The organism is Spirillospora sp. NPDC049652, from assembly GCF_040675125.1.
Taxonomy (GTDB): domain Bacteria; phylum Actinomycetota; class Actinomycetes; order Streptosporangiales; family Streptosporangiaceae; genus Spirillospora.
Window position 1 is genome coordinate 1 of record NZ_JBFAOF010000032.1, and the last position, 21,919, is coordinate 21,919.

The 21,919-nt window shown below is 70.5% G+C and carries 21 protein-coding genes and 2 pseudogenes; 11 read left to right on the top strand and 12 right to left on the bottom strand.

The annotated features are described in order from the left end of the window. Together AB0J52_RS04480 and AB0J52_RS04485 are read right to left on the bottom strand one after the other, a co-directional pair. Positions 1 to 874 (bottom strand): AfsR/SARP family transcriptional regulator (locus AB0J52_RS04480; RefSeq protein WP_500180154.1); only part of this gene is annotated, 874 nt, incomplete at its 3' end. Between the two features lie 221 nt (positions 875 to 1,095). Next, the gene (locus tag AB0J52_RS04485) at positions 1,096 to 1,587 is read right to left on the bottom strand and encodes a VOC family protein (protein WP_500180155.1); all 492 of its coding nucleotides are present in this window, start codon (positions 1,585 to 1,587) and stop codon (positions 1,096 to 1,098) included. 247 nt (positions 1,588 to 1,834) lie between these two features. Between AB0J52_RS04485 and AB0J52_RS04490 the strand changes: the two genes are divergently transcribed. Next, complete coding sequence (locus tag AB0J52_RS04490) at positions 1,835 to 3,019, top strand: low temperature requirement protein A (RefSeq protein WP_500180156.1); 1,185 nt, start codon at positions 1,835 to 1,837, stop codon at positions 3,017 to 3,019. Between the two features lie 92 nt (positions 3,020 to 3,111). Here the strand turns inward: AB0J52_RS04490 and AB0J52_RS04495 are convergent, their stop codons facing one another. From AB0J52_RS04495 to mscL, 3 genes are all read right to left on the bottom strand, one after another. Continuing rightward, on the bottom strand, positions 3,112 to 4,308 hold the full coding sequence (locus AB0J52_RS04495; protein ID WP_500180157.1) for an FAD-dependent oxidoreductase: 1,197 nt from the start codon (positions 4,306 to 4,308) through the stop codon (positions 3,112 to 3,114). 1 nt (position 4,309) lies between these two features. Continuing rightward, positions 4,310 to 5,230 (bottom strand): RNA polymerase sigma factor SigJ, encoded by a 921-nt coding sequence (gene sigJ, locus AB0J52_RS04500; protein ID WP_500180158.1) that lies wholly within the window; start codon positions 5,228 to 5,230, stop codon positions 4,310 to 4,312. 387 nt (positions 5,231 to 5,617) lie between these two features. Further along, the gene (mscL, locus tag AB0J52_RS04505; protein ID WP_500180159.1) at positions 5,618 to 6,016 is read right to left on the bottom strand and encodes a large conductance mechanosensitive channel protein MscL; all 399 of its coding nucleotides are present in this window, start codon (positions 6,014 to 6,016) and stop codon (positions 5,618 to 5,620) included. A gap of 519 nt (positions 6,017 to 6,535) precedes the next feature. On the opposite strand from mscL, the gene AB0J52_RS04510 reads away from it, so the two are divergent. Continuing rightward, positions 6,536 to 6,769 carry a hypothetical protein gene (locus AB0J52_RS04510; RefSeq protein WP_500180160.1) on the top strand — a complete coding sequence of 78 codons (234 nt, stop codon included), beginning with the start codon at positions 6,536 to 6,538 and terminating at the stop codon, positions 6,767 to 6,769. 830 nt (positions 6,770 to 7,599) lie between these two features. On the opposite strand, the gene AB0J52_RS04515 is transcribed toward AB0J52_RS04510, so the two are convergent. From AB0J52_RS04515 to AB0J52_RS04535, 5 genes are all read right to left on the bottom strand, one after another. After that, positions 7,600 to 8,430 carry an S-methyl-5'-thioadenosine phosphorylase gene (locus tag AB0J52_RS04515; protein ID WP_500180161.1) on the bottom strand — a complete coding sequence of 277 codons (831 nt, stop codon included), beginning with the start codon at positions 8,428 to 8,430 and terminating at the stop codon, positions 7,600 to 7,602. A gap of 256 nt (positions 8,431 to 8,686) precedes the next feature. Continuing rightward, positions 8,687 to 9,028, bottom strand: coding sequence for an FmdB family zinc ribbon protein (locus AB0J52_RS04520; RefSeq protein WP_500180162.1), 342 nt, complete (start codon positions 9,026 to 9,028; stop codon positions 8,687 to 8,689). A 189-nt stretch (positions 9,029 to 9,217) separates the two neighbouring features. Beyond that, on the bottom strand, positions 9,218 to 10,708 hold the full coding sequence (locus AB0J52_RS04525; RefSeq protein WP_500180163.1) for a potassium/proton antiporter: 1,491 nt from the start codon (positions 10,706 to 10,708) through the stop codon (positions 9,218 to 9,220). A gap of 148 nt (positions 10,709 to 10,856) precedes the next feature. After that, positions 10,857 to 11,846, bottom strand: coding sequence for an NAD(P)-dependent oxidoreductase (locus AB0J52_RS04530; protein WP_500180164.1), 990 nt, complete (start codon positions 11,844 to 11,846; stop codon positions 10,857 to 10,859). Between the two features lie 353 nt (positions 11,847 to 12,199). Further along, positions 12,200 to 12,805 carry a 5-formyltetrahydrofolate cyclo-ligase gene (locus tag AB0J52_RS04535; RefSeq protein ID WP_500180165.1) on the bottom strand — a complete coding sequence of 202 codons (606 nt, stop codon included), beginning with the start codon at positions 12,803 to 12,805 and terminating at the stop codon, positions 12,200 to 12,202. Positions 12,806 to 12,823: 18 nt separating this feature from the next. On the opposite strand from AB0J52_RS04535, the gene galU reads away from it, so the two are divergent. The 5 genes from galU (at position 12,824) to AB0J52_RS04560 (ending at position 17,097) form a co-directional block, all read left to right on the top strand. Then, the gene (gene galU / locus AB0J52_RS04540; protein ID WP_500180166.1) at positions 12,824 to 13,750 is read left to right on the top strand and encodes a UTP--glucose-1-phosphate uridylyltransferase GalU; all 927 of its coding nucleotides are present in this window, start codon (positions 12,824 to 12,826) and stop codon (positions 13,748 to 13,750) included. A gap of 118 nt (positions 13,751 to 13,868) precedes the next feature. Next, complete coding sequence (gene glp / locus AB0J52_RS04545; RefSeq protein WP_500180167.1) at positions 13,869 to 15,077, top strand: molybdotransferase-like divisome protein Glp; 1,209 nt, start codon at positions 13,869 to 13,871, stop codon at positions 15,075 to 15,077. Continuing rightward, positions 15,074 to 15,577, top strand: coding sequence for a cyclic pyranopterin monophosphate synthase MoaC (gene moaC, locus AB0J52_RS04550; RefSeq protein ID WP_500180168.1), 504 nt, complete (start codon positions 15,074 to 15,076; stop codon positions 15,575 to 15,577). The genes glp and moaC overlap by 4 nt, the downstream gene beginning before the upstream one ends. Positions 15,578 to 15,770: 193 nt before the next feature. Continuing rightward, positions 15,771 to 16,253 carry a MogA/MoaB family molybdenum cofactor biosynthesis protein gene (locus AB0J52_RS04555; RefSeq protein WP_500180169.1) on the top strand — a complete coding sequence of 161 codons (483 nt, stop codon included), beginning with the start codon at positions 15,771 to 15,773 and terminating at the stop codon, positions 16,251 to 16,253. A 136-nt stretch (positions 16,254 to 16,389) separates the two neighbouring features. Beyond that, positions 16,390 to 17,097, top strand: coding sequence for an SIS domain-containing protein (locus tag AB0J52_RS04560; protein WP_500180174.1), 708 nt, complete (start codon positions 16,390 to 16,392; stop codon positions 17,095 to 17,097). Positions 17,098 to 17,350: 253 nt separating this feature from the next. Here AB0J52_RS04560 and AB0J52_RS04565 read toward each other — a convergent pair whose 3' ends face one another. Continuing rightward, complete coding sequence (locus AB0J52_RS04565; protein WP_500180170.1) at positions 17,351 to 18,130, bottom strand: DeoR/GlpR family DNA-binding transcription regulator; 780 nt, start codon at positions 18,128 to 18,130, stop codon at positions 17,351 to 17,353. A 91-nt stretch (positions 18,131 to 18,221) separates the two neighbouring features. Here AB0J52_RS04565 and AB0J52_RS04570 point away from each other — a divergent pair, with 91 nt between their 5' ends. The 4 genes and pseudogenes from AB0J52_RS04570 to AB0J52_RS04585 form a co-directional block, all read left to right on the top strand. Continuing rightward, entirely contained in the window at positions 18,222 to 19,103 is an 882-nt protein-coding gene (locus AB0J52_RS04570; RefSeq protein ID WP_500180171.1) for an SIS domain-containing protein, read from the top strand. 511 nt (positions 19,104 to 19,614) lie between these two features. After that, on the top strand, positions 19,615 to 20,640 hold the full coding sequence (gene nagA / locus AB0J52_RS04575) for an N-acetylglucosamine-6-phosphate deacetylase (RefSeq protein WP_500180172.1): 1,026 nt from the start codon (positions 19,615 to 19,617) through the stop codon (positions 20,638 to 20,640). After that, entirely contained in the window at positions 20,631 to 21,614 is a 984-nt protein-coding gene (locus AB0J52_RS04580; RefSeq protein ID WP_500180173.1) for a 1-phosphofructokinase family hexose kinase, read from the top strand. The genes nagA and AB0J52_RS04580 overlap by 10 nt, the downstream gene beginning before the upstream one ends. After that, positions 21,602 to 21,787 (top strand): annotated as a pseudogene (locus AB0J52_RS04585) (class II fructose-bisphosphate aldolase); the annotation flags it as partial. The gene AB0J52_RS04580 and the pseudogene AB0J52_RS04585, both read left to right, overlap by 13 nt. Before the next feature lie 39 nt (positions 21,788 to 21,826). On the opposite strand, the pseudogene AB0J52_RS04590 reads toward AB0J52_RS04585, so the two are convergent. Then, a pseudogene (locus AB0J52_RS04590) lies at positions 21,827 to 21,919 on the bottom strand (alcohol dehydrogenase catalytic domain-containing protein); the annotation flags it as partial.

Below are 21,919 nucleotides of genomic sequence, written 5' to 3' on the forward strand. Positions count from 1 at the left end.
CCGAGCCGCCGTCGAACGGCGTCACTCCCAGTCCCGGGCCGGTGTCGAACGGCGTCACCGCGAGACCTCGGCCGCGGCCGGACGGCGACATCGGGAGACCTGGGTCGGGGCCGGGCGCTGTCACCGCGAGACCCGGGTCGCCGGCCAGGACGGCCTGGTGGAGTCTGCGCAGCTCCACCCCCGGATCGAGGCCCAGGTCGTTCGCCAGGACGCCACGGCACTGCTCATAGGAGGTCAGCGCGTCCGCGACCCGTCCGGCGCGGTGGAGAGCGAGGATCAGCTGAGCCCAGAGCCGTTCTTGATAGGGGTGCTCGGCCACCAGGATCCGAAGCCCGGCGACCAGTTCTGGGCTCCCGCCTAACCGGAGCTCGGCGTCGGCCCATTCGAGCGCCGCCGCCAGCCGCCGCTCCTCCAGAAAGTGCCCGTCGCCGCTCAGCCCGGGAGCCGCGTCGGAGATCGACCGGCCTCGCCACGTCCACAACGCGGCCCGGAACCCTTCGGCCGCCTCCTGGAACCGTCCCCCGGCCAGGTGGGTTCGGGCGGTCTCGGTCGCGGTCTCCATCCCGGTCAGGTCGATCTGATCCGGTTCCACCCGTAGCGCGTAGCCTTGCGCGTGCCGCTCGACGGAGCCCTGCCCGAGCAGCGCTCGAAGCTGCGACACCTGCTTGTGGAGCTGCTGGGCGGCGGTCGTCGGAGGTTCCTCGCCCCAGAGCCAGGCGATGATCCGGTCGGCCGAGACCGGCTTGCCCGCGCGCAGCGCGAGTCCGGCCAGGAGCGTCCGCTGTTTGACCCCGCCGAGCTGCAGCCGTTCCGCGCCCAGCCACGCTTCGATCGGTCCAAGAAGGAGAATCCGGGTCCGCTCCCTCTCGCCCATCCGCCCACTCCCGTCTCCACCGCGGCGACCCACCCTCCGTCAAGATCGCTCTGGCCTTCGACGCCGTCAAGGCAACGGCGGGTGAAGGAGGCCGGGGAGCGCGGTCCTTGGAGATCACGCACAAATCAGGCGCTGGATTTGGTCAACCGCTGAGGTGTGACGGCGTCCGGAAGCCCCGGCTTTCGCCCGGGGAGTCGAGCTTCGGGAGATGGTCCTCGCCGTTAGTTGGCGAAGCCGCCCATGGGCTGGATGATCTCCAGGTTCGTGCCGTCCGGGTCGTTGAAGTAGGCGACCTTGGTGCCGAGGGCCTCCTCCGGGGTGACCTCGCCGGCGAGGAAGGTGTAGTCGTCGCCGAGGAAGTCGTAACCGGCGTCCTTCATGCGGCGGTACACCGCGTCGAAGTCGTCGACCTGGAAGCACAGGTGCATGGAGCCCGGCCGGTTCGCGACCCCGTTCGTCCGCTGCCCGACGGGCTCCTGGAACTGGATGAGGTCGATGCCGATGTTGTCCAGGTTGAACGTCGCGTACCGCAGTTTCGCCGTGGGCAGCCCCTGGGACCGGCCGAACGGGTCGCTGTGCATGGTCTCGTCCGCGACGACCGGTTCGTTTCCGGTGAGTGCCTTGTAGAACGCGATCGACGCGTCCAGGTCTGAGACCGATATGCCGACGTGAGCGGCTCGGGTGAGGCCGATCGAAGTGCTGGAGACAGCCATGCCCATGCCTTTCTTTGACTCAGTGCCTACCCGGCGATGGTGCGGGCGGGGCCCATAAGAACCTTCTGTTTCGAATGTCTCGTCTGACGGGCCATGCCCGTCCCAAGTGCCGCCATGCGCGCGTCCGGCAATCGAGCGTCGGTTTTTACGCGCGAATACGACGGTCGGCGGGCCGTGACGCGAGCGAGCCGCAGGTCAGGCGCGCGCCTCCGCCTCGTCCGCGGGTCGCCGACCTACCGTGAGGCACATGCAGAGCCATGAGCCGGACGGGCCTTCCGAGGCGGGAACCGCACTGCGCCGCGCGGTGTCTCCGCTGGAGCTGTTCTTCGACCTGGCCTTCGTCTTCGCGCTCATCCAGCTCTCCGCGCACCTGCACAGCGACGTGTCCTGGCGCGGCGCGGCCGAGACCGGGGTGATGCTCGTCGCGATCCTCGGCACCTGGGCCTTCACCAGCTTCGACGCCACCTTCCTGGACGTCCGCCGGGCCCGGACGCAGGCGCTGCTGCTGGCGGTCATGGGCCTCGGCCTGTTCATGAACGCCCAGATCCCGCACGCCTTCGGAACCCGCCCGTGGGCGTTCGTGACACCGCTGGCCGCGATCCTGCTGCTGACCGGCGTCACCGCCGCGATGGCGGCTCCGACGCCCGTTCTGCGGGACCACTACCGCCGGGTGCTGGCGTGGGCGGCGGTCTCGGTGCCCCTCTGGCTGGTCGGGGCCGCGACGGGGCAGGGGCCGCGGCTGGCGTGGTGGGGCGCGGCGGCCGCGGTCGACCTCGTCGGGACGTGGTGGGCGCACCCGCTCCCGGGCAGGGTCCTGTCCTCCCGCAACTTCGTGTTCGACGCCGAACACATGGTGGAACGGGTGCGGCTGTTCCTCATCCTGCAACTCGGTGAAACAGTGCTGACCATAGGCGTGTCGATCTCCGACGCCCCGGTGGATCCGCCGTCCGTGGCCGCGGCCCTCGGCGTCTTCATCGTCCTGGTCTGCCTGTGGGCGACCTACTTCGGCGGCGGCGAGGAGGTCGTGACCCGGCAGGTCGCCACGACGGTCGACCCGTTGCTGTCGGTCCGCCGAGCGGTGAACGGCAAGTACGGCACGCTCGCGGGCCTGGTGATCCTGGCCGTCGGCTCCGAACTGCTGATCAGCCACCCCACCGGCTCCGGCGGCACCCGTCTCGGCCTGCTCCTGTTCGGCGGCCCGATCCTGTACCTCCTCACGCAGGCGTGGTGGTACTACGTCACCACGAGACGCGCGTGGGCCGCACGGCTGATCGCGTGCGCGGCGTGCGCGGTCACCGGGATAGCGGCGCGGTGGCTCCCGCCGCTGGTCTCGGTGCTGATCCTGGACGTCATCCTCATCGTCCTTGCCGTCGTGCTCCTGCGCGTGCACCGGCAGGTGATCCAGGCACTGGTCACGCCAACCGGAACCTGAGACAGGCGACCGCGCGCGGACGGCCGATTCAGCACAGGCGACCGCGCGCGGACGGCCGATTCAGTACAGGTGACCGCGCGCGGATGGCCGATTCAGCGGACTTCGCGGACGGTTCTCCGGGACCGGGACCGGGACACCGCAGCGGTCGCCAGGCCGGCCGCCGTGACCGCGCTGTTGATCGCGATCTCGCCGCGCATCCCCGGAGCCGCCACCATGTCGCCGACCAGGTAGACGCCTTCGCCCCGGTCGATGGCCGGACGGTCCCGCCAGGTCTGGCCGGGCAGGTCGAGCGCACCGGTGCGGCCCTTGGCGATCCCGGTCCGCTCGAAGGTCACCCGCTCGGACCATCCGGGCAGCACCTGGTCGGCGAACGCGCGGAGCCGCGAATGGGCGTCCGGACGCCGCTCGTCAGGCCGGACGGGCATCTGGAGCTGGTACAGGGACTCGCCGCGCGGCGCGATCGAGTCGTCCTGCATGGTGTAGCTCTCGTGGAAGGCGCCCTCGTCCAGGTCGAAGACGAGTGTCCGGTCCCGGTGGTCCGACCGGACGGCGATATCGAGCAGGGCACAGTGCCCGCTCGTCCAGGAAAGGCTGTCGTCACCCAAGAGTTGGGCCGCCGAGGACAGCTGGGTCGCGACGATCACCGGGCCGTCCTGAGGCAGGGCGGTCACACGCGACCCGGTCTCGATCCGCACGCCGAGTTCGGCGGCCCGCCGGGCCATGCGGTCCAGGACGGTCTGCCACCCGCCCTTCACCCAGCGGACGGCCGGTATCCGCGGCCCGTAGACGCGCTGGAAGAGCGTCCAGACGAACGCGGCGGACAGCCGTCCGGTGTCGGCGTCGTACGTGACCACGCTGATCATGCTGGCCAGCCGCCGCGCCGTCCGCTCGTCCCAGCGGTCCGCCGCCCAGCTGTGGAAGTCCTCGTCCACCGGAGCCTTCAGCCACCCGCATGCCTGGGCGCGCAGCACCTTGACGGGCGGAGCCGGACGCAACCGTCCGTCCACGCGGAACCGGACGCGCGAGAAGCCCAGCCGCGACGGCCAGCCAAGCCCCTTCACCAGTCCGCGTTTCGCCAGCCACCGGTAGTGCGGGCCGTCGGCGTAGAAGACGTGCGCGCCGTCGTGCGCCACGTGGGGCGCCGGAGACGTCGCGCGCCCGCGTCCGCCCAGCTTGCCGTGCGCCTCGTGGAGGACGACGGACGCGCCCTCCTCCGCGCAGGCGATGGCCGCCGTCAGCCCGCCCAGTCCGCCGCCGACGATGGTGATGGTGGTGCCTTTGGTCGTCATGTCAGCAAGGACGCGGCACCCCGCCGTCCTGTGACACGACCCCGTGGAACTTCTCCGGATTGACGATCAGGTAGCACGCGCCGACCTTCCCGTCGGTGACCTGGATCTGGAAGTGCACGAACGGCCTGCCGTCCGCCACGGCCTGAATGGCCGGGCCGCCGTTCGCGACGACGAGCCGGTACTCGATGCGCGCCTCCGGCCCCACCTCGACCGAACGCAGGAACGACGTCGAGAACCGCATGATCTTGAGGACGAACGGCGCCACCCGCTCCGGCCCGACCAGCACCCGCCGGGGCGCGACGGCATTGCCGCCGCTGTCCGCGATGAGCCGGACGTCCGGCGCGAGCAACTCCATCAGCCCCTCGACGCCCCCGTTCAGGCAGGCCCCGATGAACCGGTCGGTGACCTGCCGCCACACCGCCGGATCCACCTCGAACCGAGGCCGCCGCTCCCGCACATGCGCACGGGCCCTCGCCGCGAGCTGCCGGACGGCCGGCTCGCTCTTCTCCAAGGCCGCGCCGATCTCGGCATACGAGAACGAGAACACGTCCCGGAGCACGAAGACCGCCCGTTCGAGCGGCGACAAGGTTTCCAGCACCACCAGCAGCGCCAGCGACACCGACTCCGCCCGGACAACGCCGTCGGCCACATCCTCCGCGATCAGCAACGGCTCAGGGAGCCACTCCCCGACATACGACTCCCGCCGCGCCTGGACGCGCCGCAACCGGTCAATGGCCAGCCGCGTCGTCACGGTCACCAGGAACGCCTCGGGATCGGCGACGTCCCCGCCACCGTCCTTCGACCACCGCAACCAGGCCTCTTGCACAACGTCCTCGGCGTCCACCACCCGCCCCAGCACCCGGTAGGCGACCCCGAACAGCAACTCCCGATGCGCCGCGAAAACGGCCCCGGCCTCGTCCACTCACCCACCCTTCCACCCGCCCCAGCCCCCGCACTCCACCAACCAACCCCCGCAACATCAACCCCCAGCCCCGCACCGCGCCCCCGGCTCCAGAACCCTCCCCACCCCAACCCGTTGCTTCCGCCCCACACCCCCGCTGGCCGCCGCGGTGCGGGCGAGGCATACCGCAGCGTGACTCAGGCACGCGATAGCGAAACGCGGCAGGCGGAAGCGCAGGGCACGCGCGGCGCATCACCGGTCAAAGCGCGGCAGGCAAGGAGCGGTGCAGGGGAGCGCGACCGGTGGAAGCAGTCGGAGGTACGGGCTGGTGCTGTAGCAAGGTCAGGGCGCGACGCTTGGGGGGGCGACACTTGGGGTGGTGACGCTTGGGGGCGACGGGCACGTTCGCTACACCGGCTGGACTTCCGAGGTGCAGAACATGCAGCGGGTCGCCCTGAGCGGGATGTCGCTCAGGCAGTACGGGCAGGGGCGCTCCGACGCCTCTTCTTTGCGGGTCAGGCGATGCAGCACCTTCGCCATCGGCATGACGATGAGGAAGTAGACCACCAGGGCGATGATCAGGAAGGAGATCGCCGCCGTGAGGAACTTCCCGTACGGGAACAGCGTGCCGTTGATCTTGAAGCCGAGGCTGTTGAAGTTCGGTTGGCCGCCGACCAGCGCCAGCAGAGGGCCGATGAACGAGTCCACGAAAGCATTGACCAGGGCGCTGAACGCGGCGCCGATGACGACCGCCACGGCGAGGTCGACCACGTTGCCCCGGAACAAGAACTTCTTGAACCCTCCCACGAACGTTCTCCTCTCCTTGCGCAGAGTCATCGCACGCTAACACGCGGATGCGGTCAGTCCTTCACGAGCGTCACCAGCAGAGGCCCGCCCGCACCCGCCAACGCGGCGGCTTGCGCGCGACTGGTCGCCAGCACGACCAGAGCCCCAGGTGACGCGTTTCCAAGCCCACTCTCTTCCCGAGGTACGGCGAGGACAATCGCCGAGGCGACCACAACCCGAGACCACCCGGCGAGATCAGCGCTCTGGGTCAGCCCCGTGAGAGAGCGCTGAGCTGCAGCTTGGGCGGCGATGGCAGCGGGGTCGAGCCTCAGTGCGCGGCATGGTGACATCGGTCCCACCGGAGGGGCCTTGCCTCGGGCAACAACTCGTATGGCTCTTTCTGCTTCTGCGGAGTCGATGTCTCTTGGGTGCCGGAGCGTGCGTCTGGGCGCGCCGGCCGGACTTCCAACAACCCAGTCGGCAGACCACGCTTTTGAGGGAGCTCTCGGCCCACGCCAGGTGTTGCACAGTTGGCCGGCCATGGAGCTGACCGATTCTGCGGCTCTGGAGGTGTCCGAAGTGCCGCCCTCGGCCGAGCCTGTCACTCCAATCGCGGGACTCCCCGCCGCCATCCGTGAGGCGTTGGCTGCCGTGCGCTCGGTCGGCTTCAACGGGATGCGGCGCGTGTCGGCGTCAGGCGTGGCGGTCGTGCCCGCGGAAGGCTTTCCGGCCGGTGGAGTCCTGGCCGTTCCAGGGCTGGGCGTCGGGCCTTGAGTGTCCGGTATCGGGGCGATGTCTGACGCGGCACCTGGAGGCGTTGCCGAGAGCACGTCGATCCGGTCGCCTGGACGGAGGAGGCGTGCCGCTGCGGAGTCCGCCACCCGGATGGGAGTGGCCACCGTTCCCGCCGGTTGTTCGTCCAAGAGGCCGGGCCCAAGGAGACGGGCATCGGTGGGGATCTCGCCCCTCCGGACGGCTCCCGAGAGAACACGGCCGATGGGCGGATCTCCCAGTGTGCCGTCCGGACGTGCCGCCGGCGGCAGTGCGGTGATCCGTACGTCGCCAGGCCGGAGCGTGGCTCCTGCGGCGAGATCCCGCGCCGCCACCGCGATGCGGACGGTCCGTGGCGTGGGTGGCTGGACGGCGAATATGGCGAGGCCCGTGCCGAGCGCCGCGAACAGCGCGGCTAACAGTCGTCGCCGCTGCCCGAAACCGTCATTCATGGCCCGCTCGCAGGCTCGTGTGTTCCTCCGTCCGCCTGGCCTCGAAACGGGGGCGGTGAGTTTCCGGTATGCGTGGCATCTCGATGCGCCTTTCGTGTCTGGGGCCGTGGTGAACCGGGTCGTTGCTGGTCGGCCCTGATGTAGCCATCCGTCACTCGTGGTGCCTTGGGCTGGCTCGTCCCTCGGAGACGCAGGCACGGCAGCCGAGACGGCACGCTTTGTGACTTTCTTGTTGCGGAATGGAGTCGGGGGTGGGCATGAGGTGGCCGTTGAGGTACCGCCCGTTTTCAGCGGAAGGACGGCGCTGGTGGAGGGGGCGACTGCCGGAACTTGAACGGGGGGTTGAGGTGCGTCAGTCGGACGGCGGGTGGGGCGGCGGGGTTACGGAAGGGTGATGGGGAGTTTCATTCCGTCCAGGACGGTCGGGCACGGGCAGAGGCGGTCGGTGGGGAGGACGGCGACGATGTCGGAGACCAGAGGGCGGAGGCGGCCGATGTTCTCGGTGAAGACCCGGAGGACTTCGCTCATCGTCACCCCGTCGCCCTCCTCGATGCCGGCGTCCAGATCGGTGACCAGGCAGAGCGGGGTGTAGCAGAGGGCGAGTTCGCGGGCGAGGACGGCCTCCGGATGGCCGGTCATTCCGACGAGCGTCCAGCCCTGGGCGGCGAACCACTGGGATTCGGCCCGGGTGGAGAAGCGCGGCCCCTCGATGACGACGAGCGTGCCGCCGTCCACCGGTGGCCAGCCTGCCGCGTGGGCGCTCGACAGTGCCGTGTGGCGGCCCACCGGGCAGTACGGGTCCGAGAAGGAGACGTGGACGGCCGCGGCCTCGTCGTAGAAGGTCTGCGGACGGCCCGACGTCCGGTCCACGAGCTGGTCGGGGACGACGATGGTGCCGGGGCCGTACTCGGGAGTGAGCGAGCCGACCGCGCTCGGCGCCAGGACCTGCCGGACGCCGAGCGCGCGCAGGGCCCACAGGTTCGCCAGGTAGGGGATGCGGTGCGGCGGGAACCGGTGGTCGCGGCCGTGCCGGGGGACGAACGCGACCCGGCGTCCGCCCAGCTCGCCGAGGGCGATCGGATCGCTGGGCGGGCCGTAGGGGGTGTCGATCTTGATCTCGGTGATGTCGTCGAGGAACGAGTAGAAGCCGGAGCCGCCGATGACGCCGATCTCGGCGGCCGGGGAGGTGAAGTCGGAAGTCTGAGTGGACATGTCGCCGACCCTAGCCAGCCTCCGGGAGCTCACAGAAGCCCGGCGGCGAACTGTGAATAACTCCGTCGGCGTCCCCGGTTCGGCCACGCCTGCCGTGGGCGTCACCCCTGCTCAACCAACCCGGCAGCGGAAGCGGCGGTCCAGCCGTTCCGCTGCTACCGGCCGCTCCACAGCCAGGCGGAGAACGCCGACAGCCGGGGTCTCCTCGCACAGGAGACCCCGGCTGTCGAAAAGCCGAAGAAGAACCGCTCGGCGGTCAGGCGACCTTCTCGGACGACGTCGAGCTGCTGCCGGACGACGACGAGGAGGAAGACGAAGACGACGAGTCCGAAGAGGACGACGTCGAGGAAGAGCCCTCCGACGAGCCGTTCGCCGAGGACGACTTGCCGTTGGCCGGGGTGCTGACCGTCGAGGACGAGCCGCCCCGGCTGTCGGTGCGGTAGAAGCCCGAACCCTTGAAGATGATGCCCGCGGCCGAGAAGACCTTGCGAAGCTTGCCGCCGCACGCCGGGCACTCGGTCAGCGCGTCGTCGCTGAACTTCTGCACGACCTCCAGAGGCTCGCCGCACTCGGTGCAAACGTACTGATACGTCGGCACGGTCCCTCCTTGTTGCCTCAGACCGGGGGTTCCGGACTGGCACTCACCGTAGATGACTGCTAATGGTACCGATGTAGTGAACAGGATTCGCAACCGATGTGTTCCCGGCCCGGTCTCGTGCCCGCGCGCGAGGGGCATACGCCCTGGTCAGACGCGTGCTGGACACGTTCCTCAGAAGCCGGCGTCCCGCTAAACCCCCGTTTCGCCGAACCAGCCCGCGAGCTTGCCGCGGCGGCTCACCGCCCGCAGGCGGCGCTCCGCGACCTGCCGGACCTCCGCGGTGGTCACTACCAGGAGGGTGTCTCCCGCCCGCAGGGTGGTGGTGGGCTCGGGGACGAAGCTCTCGCCGTCCCGGACGACCAGCGTGATCGAGGCCCCGCGCGGCAGCCGCAGCTCGAAGATCTCGACACCGTTCAGGTGGGAGTCGTCCGGGATCCGGACCTCCAGCAGATCGGCGTGGAGCTCCTCGAGCGGCGCGGCTTCGACGCCCAGCTCGCGTGCGCGCGAGTCGTCCTTCAGTCCGCACCAGCGGGCCACCAGAGGCAGGGTCGGCCCCTGGAGGAGGGTGAACAGGACGACGACGGTGAAGACGATCGCGAACAGGCGGCTGGCGCCGGGGACGTCCTTCACCATGGGGATCGTGGCGAGGACGATCGGGACAGCGCCGCGCAGGCCCGCCCAGGACGCGAACATCTTCTCGCCCAGGGAGAACTTGAAGCCGATCGTGGAAATCATGATCGACAGAGGCCGCGCCACCAGGAGCAGGACGAACCCGATCACCAGGGCGGGGACGATCTGGGCGGGCAGGTCCGAGGGGGACGCCAGGAGGCCGAGCATGACGAACAGGCCGATCTGGGCCAGCCAGGCGATGCCTTCGGCGAAACCACGGGTGGCGGGACGGTGCGGGAGGCGCGCGTTGCCCAGCACGAGCGCGCTCACGTAGACCGCGAGGAAGCCGCTGGAGTGCAGCAGGTTCGCCGCGCCGTAGGAGCCGACCGTCAGGGACAGCACCGCGATGGGGTAGAGGCCGGACGCGGGGAGGGCCATGCGGCGCAGCATGTACACGCCGGCCCATGCGACGGTGAATCCGATGAGGCCGCCGACGATGAGTTCGTAGACCATCACGCCGGCGAGTTCGAAGAGGTTGGGCGCGTGGTCCGCGGCCTTGGCGGCACTCAGCGTCACCACGACGATCACGACGGGCGCGTCGTTGAAGCCCGATTCCGCCTCCAGCAGGCCTGTCAGGCGTGAGGGGAGCGGCAGTCGCCGCAGCACCGAGAACACCGCCGCGGCGTCGGTGGGGGCCAGTACGGCGGCCAGGAGGAATGCCAGCCGCCAGTCCATGCCGAGCAGCCAGGCGGCGGCGACCGCGACGACGCCGATGCTGACCAGGGTGCCGATGGTGGACACCGACAGCGCGGCGGGCACCGAAGCGCGTACTTTCTGCCAGTCGGTGGTGATACCGCCCTCGGCCAGGATGAGGACCAGGGCCGCCAGGCCGAGGATTTCGGCGAGCTCCGCGTCGTCGAAGCGGAGGCCGAGGCCGGATTCGCCGATCAGCAGCCCCAGGCCCAGGTAGGCGAGGAGTGTGGGCAGTCCCGCACTGGTGGACAGCCGCACCGCGATGATCGCGCAGAGTATGAGAGTGGATCCGAGGAGTAGCCAGAGGTCGAGCTGCACATCCCACCTTTCGCCCAGGTGATCGTTAAGAGATCCTATGCAATCCGTACATCAATTGCATAACGGGCGTTCAGTAATCCCTCTGACCTGGGCGTTCGATGATCCATGCGGTGGGTGGCCGGGGTCGTGGGCGGTCGGATCCGGGCGGTCAGCGCCGGTCGATCTTGGGGGGGAGATCGTTGATCACGTTGCGCACCGGACGACCCTCCACGGCCGCCTTCACGTTGTCCTGGATGATGACCGCGCTGTTGATCTGCGCCTGAGTGGTGGCCCACGCCGCGTGCGGGGACAGCAGAACCCTCTCGTGCGCGCGCAGGGGGTGGTCGGCGGGCGGGGGCTCGACTTCGAAGACATCGACTGCCGCACCCGCGAGATGGCCCGAATCCAGTGCCGCCAGAAGGCCGTCCTCAGGGACGATGCCCGCGCGCGCGATGTTGATGACCAGGGCGTTGGACGGGAGAAGGGCGAGTTTGGCCTCGTCCAGCAGCCCCTGCGTCTCGTCCGTCAGCGGCAGGGCGACGACCAGGATGTCGGAGTGCGCGAGCAGGTCGTCCAGCTCACGGTAGGTGGCGGGCGCCTGCGGACGGGGACGGCGCGTCCAGTAGGACACCGGGCAGCCGAGCGCTGAGAACAACCGGGCCGTCTCCGAGCCGATCGCTCCGTAGCCGACGATCCCGACGCGCTGCGTGTGGAGTTCGCGCCCCCCGCGCACGAGCATCTCCATCTGGGGCCAGCCGCCGGCCCGGACGGCACGGTCCGCCCATGTGAGTCCGCGGCAGAGCGAGAACGCGGCTCCTACCGCCCACTCGGCCACCGCACGCGCGTTGACCCCGGCGGTGTTGGCCACGGGGACGCCTGCCTGGGTGAGCGCCTCGACATCGACGTTGTCGGAGCCGACCTGGGGCAGCTGCACGAAAGCGAGCCGGGGTGCGGCCGCCACGGCTTCGGCGTCCAGGGCCAGGTCACCGGAGAAGTCGGAGACGACGACCTCCGCCTCGGCGAGAGAGGCGATCAGTCCCGCGCGGTCGCGCGTAGACGGGAACGAGACCTGGACCGCGTCCCCCAAAGGCGCGAACAACCCCCGCACGATGTCCTCGCCCAGCGGCGCCAGCGCCAGCACGTTCCACGGTGTCGTCATCCCGTCCTCGCCGTCCCTTCTCCCACCGATGACCGGTCGCGTGCGCACGAGGATCCGTCGCCGCGAGTGCGTTGCCAGAGGCTCCTGGCTCAGCGCCGGATGCCGCATTTGGACGGGCCGAATCCGGTCAGGGGGCCGTCCTACCGCAGCCGCTTCGCCGCAACCCTCCCGCTGATGCCGTCCTGACGCAGTCGCCCTGCCGGTGCCGAACTGACGCCCGCCTCGTGCGCGCGCACGTCGGCATCGTCCGGACGACAGCCGCACGGCAGGACCCACCCCAAGCGATCCACACGCCGGGGGCGGAAAGCGGAACAGACCGAAGCAGTCGACAGATCTCAGTGTGCGGGGCCACCCTAATTGGCGCCTCGCAGCAGGTGAAGCCCCGACTCTGGCGTCACCGCCGCGCGGACGCGCTGGTCGTGCGGCTCACAGGGCAGGGTGTCCACCAACTCGCCTTCGAAGAGCAACGCGACTGTCAGCACCGCGGGGCTCACCCGCGCGAGGGCCCGGTCATAGGAACCGCCCCCGCGCCCCAGTCGCACGCCCGTCCGGTCCACGGCGAGCGCGGGCACGAGGACGACGTCGGCGCTGGCGATCGCCTCCACGCCACGCGCGGGCTCACTGGGCTCCAGCAAGCCGAACTTGCCGGGGACGAGCGAATCCGGACCCTCGTAAGAGGCCCAGTCGAGTTCCCCATCGGAGAGCAAACGGGGGACGAGCACGTAGGTGCCGCGCTTCCACAGAGCGAAGAGGAGGCCGCGCGTCTCAGGCTCGGTGGCCAGCGAGACGTAGGCGGCCACCGTCCCGGCCATCTCCACCTCCGGGACGGAGAGCAAGGTGTCCCGTAGGGAACGTCCCGCCGCCGAACGGACGTCAGCGGACAGTTCCGCACGGTTGGCCAGGAGTTCAGCCCGCAGTGCGGGTTTCGAGCGGATGTCGTGCACGCTGTGGTCCTTCACGATGACTAGGGTCTCTACATGGCCGACTTCGCACCTGTACGCAAGGCCGTCGTTCCGGCGGCAGGGCTCGGGACCCGATTCTTGCCCGCCACCAAGGCGACCCCCAAGGAAATGCTGCCCATCGTCGACAAACCTGCGATCCAGTACGTCGTCGAGGAAGCGGTGGACGCGGGACTCTCCGATGTGCTGATGGTCACAGGACGCAACAAGCGTTCCATCGAGGACCACTTCGACCGCGCGTACGAGCTCGAGGAGGCGCTGCACGCCAAGGGCGACGACGAGCGCCTCGCCTCCGTCCAGGAGTCCGCCGACCTGGCGATCATGCACTACGTCCGGCAGGGCGAGCCGCGCGGCCTCGGCCACGCGGTGTACTGCGCGCGCCAGCACGTCGGGCACGAGCCGTTCGCCGTGCTGCTCGGCGACGACATGATCGACGCCCGCGACCCGCTGCTCAAGCGCATGATCGAGGTCCGCAACCGGTTCGGCGGCAGCGTCGTGGCGCTGATGGAGGTCGAGCCCGACCAGGTGTCCGCCTACGGCTGCGCGGCGATCGAGGCGACGGGCGAGGACGACGTCGTCCGGATCACCGACCTGGTCGAGAAGCCCGCGCGCGACGAGGCGCCGAGCAACTGGATCATCATCGGGCGCTACGTCTGCGACCCGGCGGTCTTCGACGTGCTGGAGAAGACCCCGCCCGGGCGCGGGGGCGAGATCCAGCTCACCGACGCGCTGCGCACCCTCGCCGACACGCCCGCCGACCAGGGCGGAGTCGTGTACGGGGTGAAGTTCCGCGGCCGTCGTTACGACACCGGCAACAAGCTCGAGTACCTGCGGACGGTCGTGCAGTTCGCCTCGGAGCGGGAAGACCTGTCCGCCGAGTTCATGGCCTGGCTGCGCGACTTCGTGCGCGCGCAGGACGACGCGGACGCCGCGAAGAACGCGTAACGCGTCGCCGAAGCCGAAGCCGAAGCCGAGGCCGAAGCCGGAGTGGAGGCGCTGAGCCGAAGCCCGAGCCGACGCTGAAGCACGGACCACGCGTGACGAGCCGCCGGAAGGACGGACGATGAGGACGGTCGAAGAGCACCTGGCGGAGATTCTGGCCGCCGTGCCGGTGCTGTCGCCGCTGGAACTGGCGCTGCTGGAGGCGCGCGGTGGTGTGCTCGCGGAGGACGTCACCGCTCCGGTGCCGCTGCCGCCGTTCGACAACTCGGCCATGGACGGCTACGCCGTCGTCGCGTCCGACATCGCGGGCGCGCACGAGGAGACGCCCGTGACGCTGCCCGTCGTCGGGGACATCGTCGCCGGCGACGACGGCGTGGCCGCGATCCGCCCCGGGCTCACCGCGCGCATCATGACGGGCGCGCCAGTGCCCGCAGGGGCGGACGCGGTCATCCCGGTCGAATGGACCGACGGCGGGGGCACCACCGTTCGGATCGCCCGTTCGGCGCCCTCGGGGCACTACATCCGGCGAGCCGGGGAGGACGTCCTCGAAGGGCAGGTCGTGGCCCCGGCAGGGACGCGGCTGGGGGCGACCCAGCTGGGCATGGTGGCCGCCGTCGGACGGTCCCATGTCGCCGTCCGGCCTCGTCCGCGCGTGGTGGTCCTGTCCACGGGCAGTGAGCTGCGTGAGCCCGGTTCACCGCTCGCGCCGGGCCAGATCTGGGATTCCAACAGTTTCATGCTCACCGCCGCTGTCATCGAGGCGGGCGGGGTCGGCTACCGGCAGAGCACCGTGGGGGACGAGCCCGACAAGGTCCTGGAGACGATCGAGGACCAGCTCATGCGCGCGGACGCGATCGTCACCTCCGGCGGGGTCTCCATGGGCACGAGGGACGTCGTCAAGGAAGTCCTCACCGGCACCGGAACCGTCGAGTTCCACAAGGTCGCGATGCGTCCCGGGAAGCCGCAGGGGTTCGGCCTCCTCCACGGCACCCCGGTTTTCACCCTGCCCGGCAATCCGGTCAGCGCGTACGTGTCCTTCCAGGTGTTCGTCCGGCCCGCCCTACGCGCGATGCAGGGGCTGCCTCCGGAACCGCTGCCGACGGTCACGGCCGTCCTGGACCGCGATGTGAAATCGCCCGCGGGTATCCGCCACCACCTGCGCGCGCGCCTGAGCTACGGGCCGGGCGGTTACACGGTGGCGACCGCCGAAGGGCAGGGCTCGCATCAGATGAGCTCGCTGTCCTCGGCCAACGCGCTGATCGTCCTGCCCGAGGACGTCGAACTGGCGTCCGCGGGGTCCAACGTCGAGGTGATGAGGCTGCCGTCATGACCATGGGTTCGGAGTTCAGCGGGTTCACCCACCTGAACGACAAGGGCGCGGCCCGGATGGTGGACGTCTCCGCCAAGTCCGTGACCACGCGCACCGCGACGGCGACCGGGTTCGTCCAGTTGTCGCCCGCGTGCGTGTCGGCTCTGCGCGCGGGCGCGGTGCCCAAGGGCGACGCCCTGTCGGTCGCGCGGATCGCGGGCATCATGGGCGCCAAGCGCACCCCGGACCTCGTGCCCCTGTGCCATCCCATCGCCCTCCACGGCGTCGAGGTCGAGCTGGTCGTCGAGGACGAGGGCGTGGCGATCGAGGCACTCGTCCGGACGGCCGACCGCACCGGCGTCGAGATGGAGGCGCTCACCGCCGTCACGGTCGCGGCGCTGGCCCTGATCGACATGGTGAAGGCCGTCGATCCGGCCGCCGTCATCACGAACGTGCGCGTGGACGAGAAGACCGGGGGCAAGGCGGGCCGCTGGCGGCGCGACTCCGGCACCTCGCGCTGACGTCCGCGCGAAGCGGCCGTGCCCAGGCGGCGTCGAGCGCTCGGCGCATGAATGCTTGTGTAGGTGGCGTGCGCATGAGCCGGCCGATGGCGTGTGGGTGGGGAACGCGACGGCTTGAGATAGTGGGCTTGCGCTGCCTGCTTTGCGACGTTGGTCGCTTGGCGGCGACCAGGTCCGCAGAGGAGGGCATTCGATGATCCGCGCGTTGGCGGTGACCGTTTCGAACCGTGCATCAGCCGGTGTGTACGCGGACAAGTCCGGCCCGGTGCTGGTCGCGTTGCTCGCCGAGGCGGGCTGCGAGGTGGACGGTCCGCGCGTCGTCCCCGATGGCGAACCCGTCGAAAAAGCCCTGCGTGAAGCCGTGGCCGAGGGATACGACGTCGTGGTGACGACGGGAGGGACGGGGCTCACCCCGTCCGACCGCACCCCGGAGATGACCCGGCGCGTGCTGGACCGTGAGATCCCGGGTATCGCCGAGGCCGTCCGCGCCGTCAGCAGGGACACCGTCCCCACCTCGATCCTGTCGCGGGGCCTGGCCGGGACCGCCGGGCGCACCCTGATCGTCAACCTGCCCGGTTCGACCGGCGGAGTCCGGGACGGGATGGCCGTGCTGGCCCCGGTCCTCGCCCACGCCGTCGACCAGATCGCCGGCGGCGATCACCCGCGGCCTGCCTGACCTGCGCGAAAGCGGGTTATCCACAGTTCGGCCGTGAGCTTTCGGTGGGGCGGACGGCTTCCTAGGCTCGTGGACATGGACGTCAGAGAGGGTTCACGAGCCCGCCGGAACGGCGGAACATGCCGGTGTGAGCAGGATGAGCGACGCGTACTTCGACGCGGTGACCGAACTGCTGCGCACCGTCCGGGACACCGAGCGGGAACGGATCGACACGGCGGCCGAGACGACGGCGGCGGCACTAGCCGAGGGGCGTCGGCTGTTCGCGTTCGGCGGCTCGCACTCGGCCCTGCCGGTGCAGGACATCGTCTACCGCGCGGGCGGCCTGATGTTGGTCAACCCGCTGCTCGCTCCGGGGCTCGGCGGGGTCGAGACCCGGCCCGCCACCCTCGGTACGGCGCTCGAACGCCTCCCAGGGTACGCGTCGGTGCTCCTGGAGAACGGGCCGGTCCGGCAGGGCGATGTCCTGATCGTGGTCTCGGTCTCCGGCCGCAACGCACTTCCGGTCGAGCTCGCAGAGCAGGCCGCTGCGCGTGGGGTGACCGTCGTGGCGGTGACGTCCCGCGCCTACGAGACCCGCTTGGCGGAGGTGGCGCACATCGTCCTGGACAACCATGTGCCCATCGGTGACGCGATCCTCAGCGACCCGGGCGTCCCAGAGCCGTTCTGCGCCGCGTCCGGCGTCATCGTCAGCGCCCTGCTCCAGGCTTTGACCGCCGGAATCATCGAACGCCTTCTCGCCCGAGGCATCACCCCACCCGTTTTCCGTTCCGTCAACCTCCCCGGAGGTGCCGACCACAACGCGCAGCTCCTCAAGGCGAACGCCGACCGCATCTTCTACCTCTGACCCACGAATTGCTCAGCGCTGGTCACCAGAGCAGCGGCAGCAGGGTGAACGGAGCGTGGGGGGCGTGTGCGTGGCGCGTGGGGCGGGAGTGGGTGTTAAGGACTGGTTCGGGGGGCGGACGCTTGCGTGACTCGGGTTCGCCGGTGGGGTCGGGCGCTCCTCCGAAATGCGGGGTCGCGGGGGCGGAGGGTGAATTCGGGCTACGACGGATGGGGTGGGGGATGGTCGGGGCGAGGGTGAATCCGGCTCGTGGTCAGGTGCGGACGACTTCCACGCCGGCTTCGGTGAAGGCGGTGGCCGCCTCGTCGGTCAGGGTCTCGTCGGTGACGAGGATGTCGATCGTGGTGGTGTCGCAGATGCGGGCGAAGTCGCGGCGTCCGACCTTGGAACCGTCGGCGACGACCACGACGCGGTCGGCCCGGTCGGCGAGGAGGCGGTTGACGGCGGCCTCGTCCTCGTTCGGGCACGTCGCGCCGTGCTGGGGGGTGATGCCGGTGACGCCGAGGACGGCGACGTCGAGGGTGACGTGGTCGAAGATGCCCGCGGCCAGCGGACCGGTCAGCTCGTACGACTGGGGCCGCGGCACGCCGCCGGTGAGGACGATCTTCACGTGTGGGCGGACGGCCAGCTCGCTCGCGATGTTGAGGGCGTTCGTCACGATCGTGAGCGCGGGCCGGCCGCCGCCCGGGTCCGGCCGGGTGGCGAGGACGCGGGCGACCTCGGTGGTGGTCGTGCCGCCGTTCAGGCCGATGATCGCCCCGGGTGGGACGAGCCCCGCGGTCGCGGCGGCGATGCGCTGCTTCTCGGACGCGTGCCGGGCGGTCTTGTAACGCAGCGGGAGGTCGTAGCTGACGCTGTTGGCGACCGCGCCGCCGCGGGTCCGGGTGAGCATCTGCTGCTGGGCGAGCTCGTCGAAGTCCCGGCGGATGGTCGCGGCCGACACCGCCATGCGCCCAGCGGCCTCCTCGACGCTCAGCTGCCCGGCGTCGGCGAGCAGTTCCAGCAGCGCGTTCAAGCGTTCGTGGCGGGTCACGCAGGGGAGTCTAGCTGTGCGCGCCCTTGTTTCTTTGTGTCTGTTTGAGATAAGAAACGAGCATTAATGAGCAACGAGGGGGAAGGTCGCCATGACGGGGAACCACACCGCGAGCGAGATCGACACCCAGCCGGACCTGTGGCGGCGCGCCGTCCAGGACGGGACGGGCGACGCCGCCGCCGCGCTGCCGCGTCCGGGAGAACGGGTCGCCGTGGTCGGCTGCGGCACCTCCTGGTTCATCGGCCAGGCGTACGCCGCGCTCCGTGAGGCCGCCGGACACGGCGAGACGGACGCCTTCGCCGCGTCGGAGTTCCCGCTCGGGCGGCGTTACGACCGGGTGCTGGCCCTCACCCGCTCCGGGACCACGACCGAGGTCCTGGAAGTCCTCGACCGCACCGACCTGCCCACCGTCGCGATCACCGCCGATCCGACCACTCCGGTGATGACGGCGGCGGACGAGGTGATCGTGCTCGACTACGCGGACGAGCGGTCGGTCGTCCAGACCCGGTTCGCGACCACCCAACTCGTGCTCCTGCGGGCGCATCTGGGGGAGAACCTGGACGGCGTCGTCGCGGATGCGGAGTTGGCTCTCGCCGAACCGCTTCCCGACGCGGTGCTGGAGGCCGAGCAGTTCACCTTCCTCGGACGCGGTTGGACGGTCGGCCTGGCGCACGAGGCGGCGCTGAAGATGCGTGAGGCCGCGACGGCGTGGACGGAGTCCTACCCGGCCATGGAGTACCGGCACGGTCCCATCGCGATCACCGGCCCGGGACGCGTGGCCTGGATGCTCGGCGATCCGCCGCCCGGCCTCGCCGACCAGGTCGCCGGGGTGGGAGGCACGATGGTCGTCAGTCCGCTGGACCCGCTCGCCGAACTGGTGCGCGTCCAGCGCCTGGCGCTCCACCTCGCCCTCCAGTCCGGCCAGGACCCGGACACTCCTCGTAACCTCACCCGCTCAGTGATCCTCGGCTGATGTCCCCCGTCCGGACGCGCGGCCCTGAGGGGACGGGGCCTGAGCAACCCTTCCCGCCTCCGTCCCCCGCCTCCATGGGTCACCAGCGGCCAGGCCGCGAGAGAGCCTTCTTCTCTCCGCTTCCGCGCTCATCCCCTTCCCTGCTCCTCAGCCCGCCCGCCTCCCTGCCCGCGCGTTCGCGCGTCTTCCTGTCGGTGCGCCCGTTCGGCTCTCCGTCCGCGCGTTCGGTCGCCTTCTGGTCCACGCGTTCCGGTGCGGCGGTTGGCTCGGTTGTCGGTGGGGGTGCGGGGGCTCTGGTTGGTCGTTTGGCTGGGCTCTTGAGGGGTGCTGCTTCGTCAGGGACGGGTCTGGGGCTCGGGTTGGAGGGCGTGCCGTGTTGACGTTGACCAATGGGCGATTCGTGTTCCCAGGTGGGGCCACGCATGGCTGGCTTCGTGTCCAGGAAGGGCGCATTGTCGCCCTTGGTTCCGGGGCCCCTCCGGAGCTGGCGGCGGACGCGGGCACTGGTGCGGTGCCGGGCGCGCGGGAGGTTGTCGAGAACCTACGAGGGCGATATGTGGTGCCCGGGTTCGTTGACATGCATGTCCATGGTGGGGCGGGGGCGTCGTATCAGTCCGGGCGGGCGGACGAGGCTCGGCGGGTTGTCGACTACCACCTCGGATGCGGGACGACCACGACGGTCGCGAGTCTGGTGACGGACTCGCCGGACGCGTTGGCGGACGGGGTCGCGGGGTTGGCCGAAATCGCGGATGAGGGGCTGGTCGCCGGGATCCATCTGGAAGGGCCCTACCTCGCGGCCGGCCGGTGCGGTGCGCACGATCCGGCGTTGTTGCGCGAGCCCGATCGGCGCGAGTTCGCGAGGCTGGTCGAAGCGGGGCGTGGGCATGTCCGGATGCTCACGCTCGCGCCGGAGTTGCCAGGGGCGACGGAGTTGGTTCAGGACGCCGTCCGCGCAGGCGTGATCGCGGCTGTGGGGCACACGGACGCGACTGGGGCGTGTGTTCGGGAGGCGATCGACGCGGGCGCGCGCGTCGCCACGCACCTGTTCAACGGGATGCGGCCGCTGCACCACCGGGAGGGCGGACCCGTCGGGGCGGCACTCGGTGATCCGCGCGTCACCGTGGAACTGATCAATGACGGTGTGCACGTCGAGCCCGAGGTCGTCCGGCTGGTGTTCGCCGCCGCGCCCGGCCGGGTCGCCCTGATCACGGACGCGATGGGCGCGGCCGGGATGGGGGACGGCAGCTACCGCCTCGGCGTCATGACGGTCACCGTCTCCGGCGGACGCGCGACCCTCGAGGACGGGACGTCCATCGCGGGAAGCACGATCACCATGGCGGACGCCTTCCGCCGGACGGTCGAGGTCGTGGGCATCCCTCTGGAGGCCACGTCGCACGCCGCGTCCCTGGCTCCGGCCCGAGCGCTCGGGCTCGACCGCGAGATCGGGTCACTGGAGCCCGGAAAGCGCGCTGACCTGGTGGTTCTCGGTGAGGGATGGTCCGTCGTCCGGGTCATGAAGGACGGACGATGGCGATGATCCTCACCGTCACACCGAACGCGGCGCTGGACGTCACGTACGAGGTGGACTCCTTGGAGCGGGGTGCCTCGCACCGGGTCCGGGCCGTCCGGGAACGGGCCGGAGGCAAGGGCGTCAACGTGGCGCGTATCGCCCATGCCCTCGGCTGCGAGGTGACCGCGACCGGGCTGCTCGGCGGTGCGGTCGGCGAGCTGGTCAGGGACGATCTGGACCGGTCCGGGCTCGCTCATGACTTCGTCTCCGTGTCCGGGACGTCCCGCCGAACCCTCACTGTCGTGGAGTCCGGAAGCGGCGAGGCGACCGTCCTGAACGAGGCCGGGCCGCACGTCCGTCCGGAGGAGTGGTCGGCCTTCCTCGATCACTTCGGCGGGGTCGCCGCGTCCGCGTCGGTCGTCGTCCTCTCCGGAAGCCTGCCGCCCGGAGTTCCGGCGGACGCCTACGCCGAGCTGGCGCGGCGAGCTCCCGGGCAGGTCGTCCTCGACGCGGACGGCATGACCCTGGCGAAGGGCGTCCACGGTCGGCCCGACGTGGTCAAGCCGAACGCGGAGGAGTTGGTGCGCGCCACTGTCGCCGCCTCCGCCGCAGATGTGGCGGGGGAGGGGGAGCGGGACACGGCCGGGCGGCCCATGCTCGCCGAGGTCGTCGGACGGGCCGAGGCGTTGCGGGCCGCCGGTGCCGGAAACGTGCTGGTCTCGCTCGGTGCGGACGGCATGCTCGCGGTCACCGCTGACGGAGTGCACTGGGCCGCCCCGCCCGAAGCCGTCGTCGGAAATCCCACGGGGGCCGGAGACGCGGCCGTCGCCGCCATCGCTCGTGCCCTGCTTCTCGGCCTTCCCTGGGACGAGGCGCTGCGAGACGCCGTCGCGTTGTCGGCGGCGGCCGTCGCCGCGCCCCTCGCAGGGGACTTCGACCCCGATCTTTACGTCCGTCTTCTCCCCGAAATCGTGATCGAAGGACTCTCATGCCCCTCGTAGGAGCCGGTGACATCGTCGGCGGAGCCGCGTCCGCGCGGCGCGGCGCCGGCGCGTTCAACGTCGTTCACCTGGAGCACGCCACCGCGATCGTGCGCGGCGCGGAGGCCGCGAGCGCGCCCGTGATCCTCCAGATCAGTGAGAACTGCGTGCGCTATCACGGAGCCCTGGAGCCGATCCTGGCCGGGTCACTGGCGGTCGCGCGCGGGGCCGCCGTGCCCGAGGATGTCGCCCTGCCCCATGAACGGGCCGAGCACCTCGTAGAGGTGCAGGTCCGAGCCGCAGATGGTGGTCGTGGTGACCCGCAC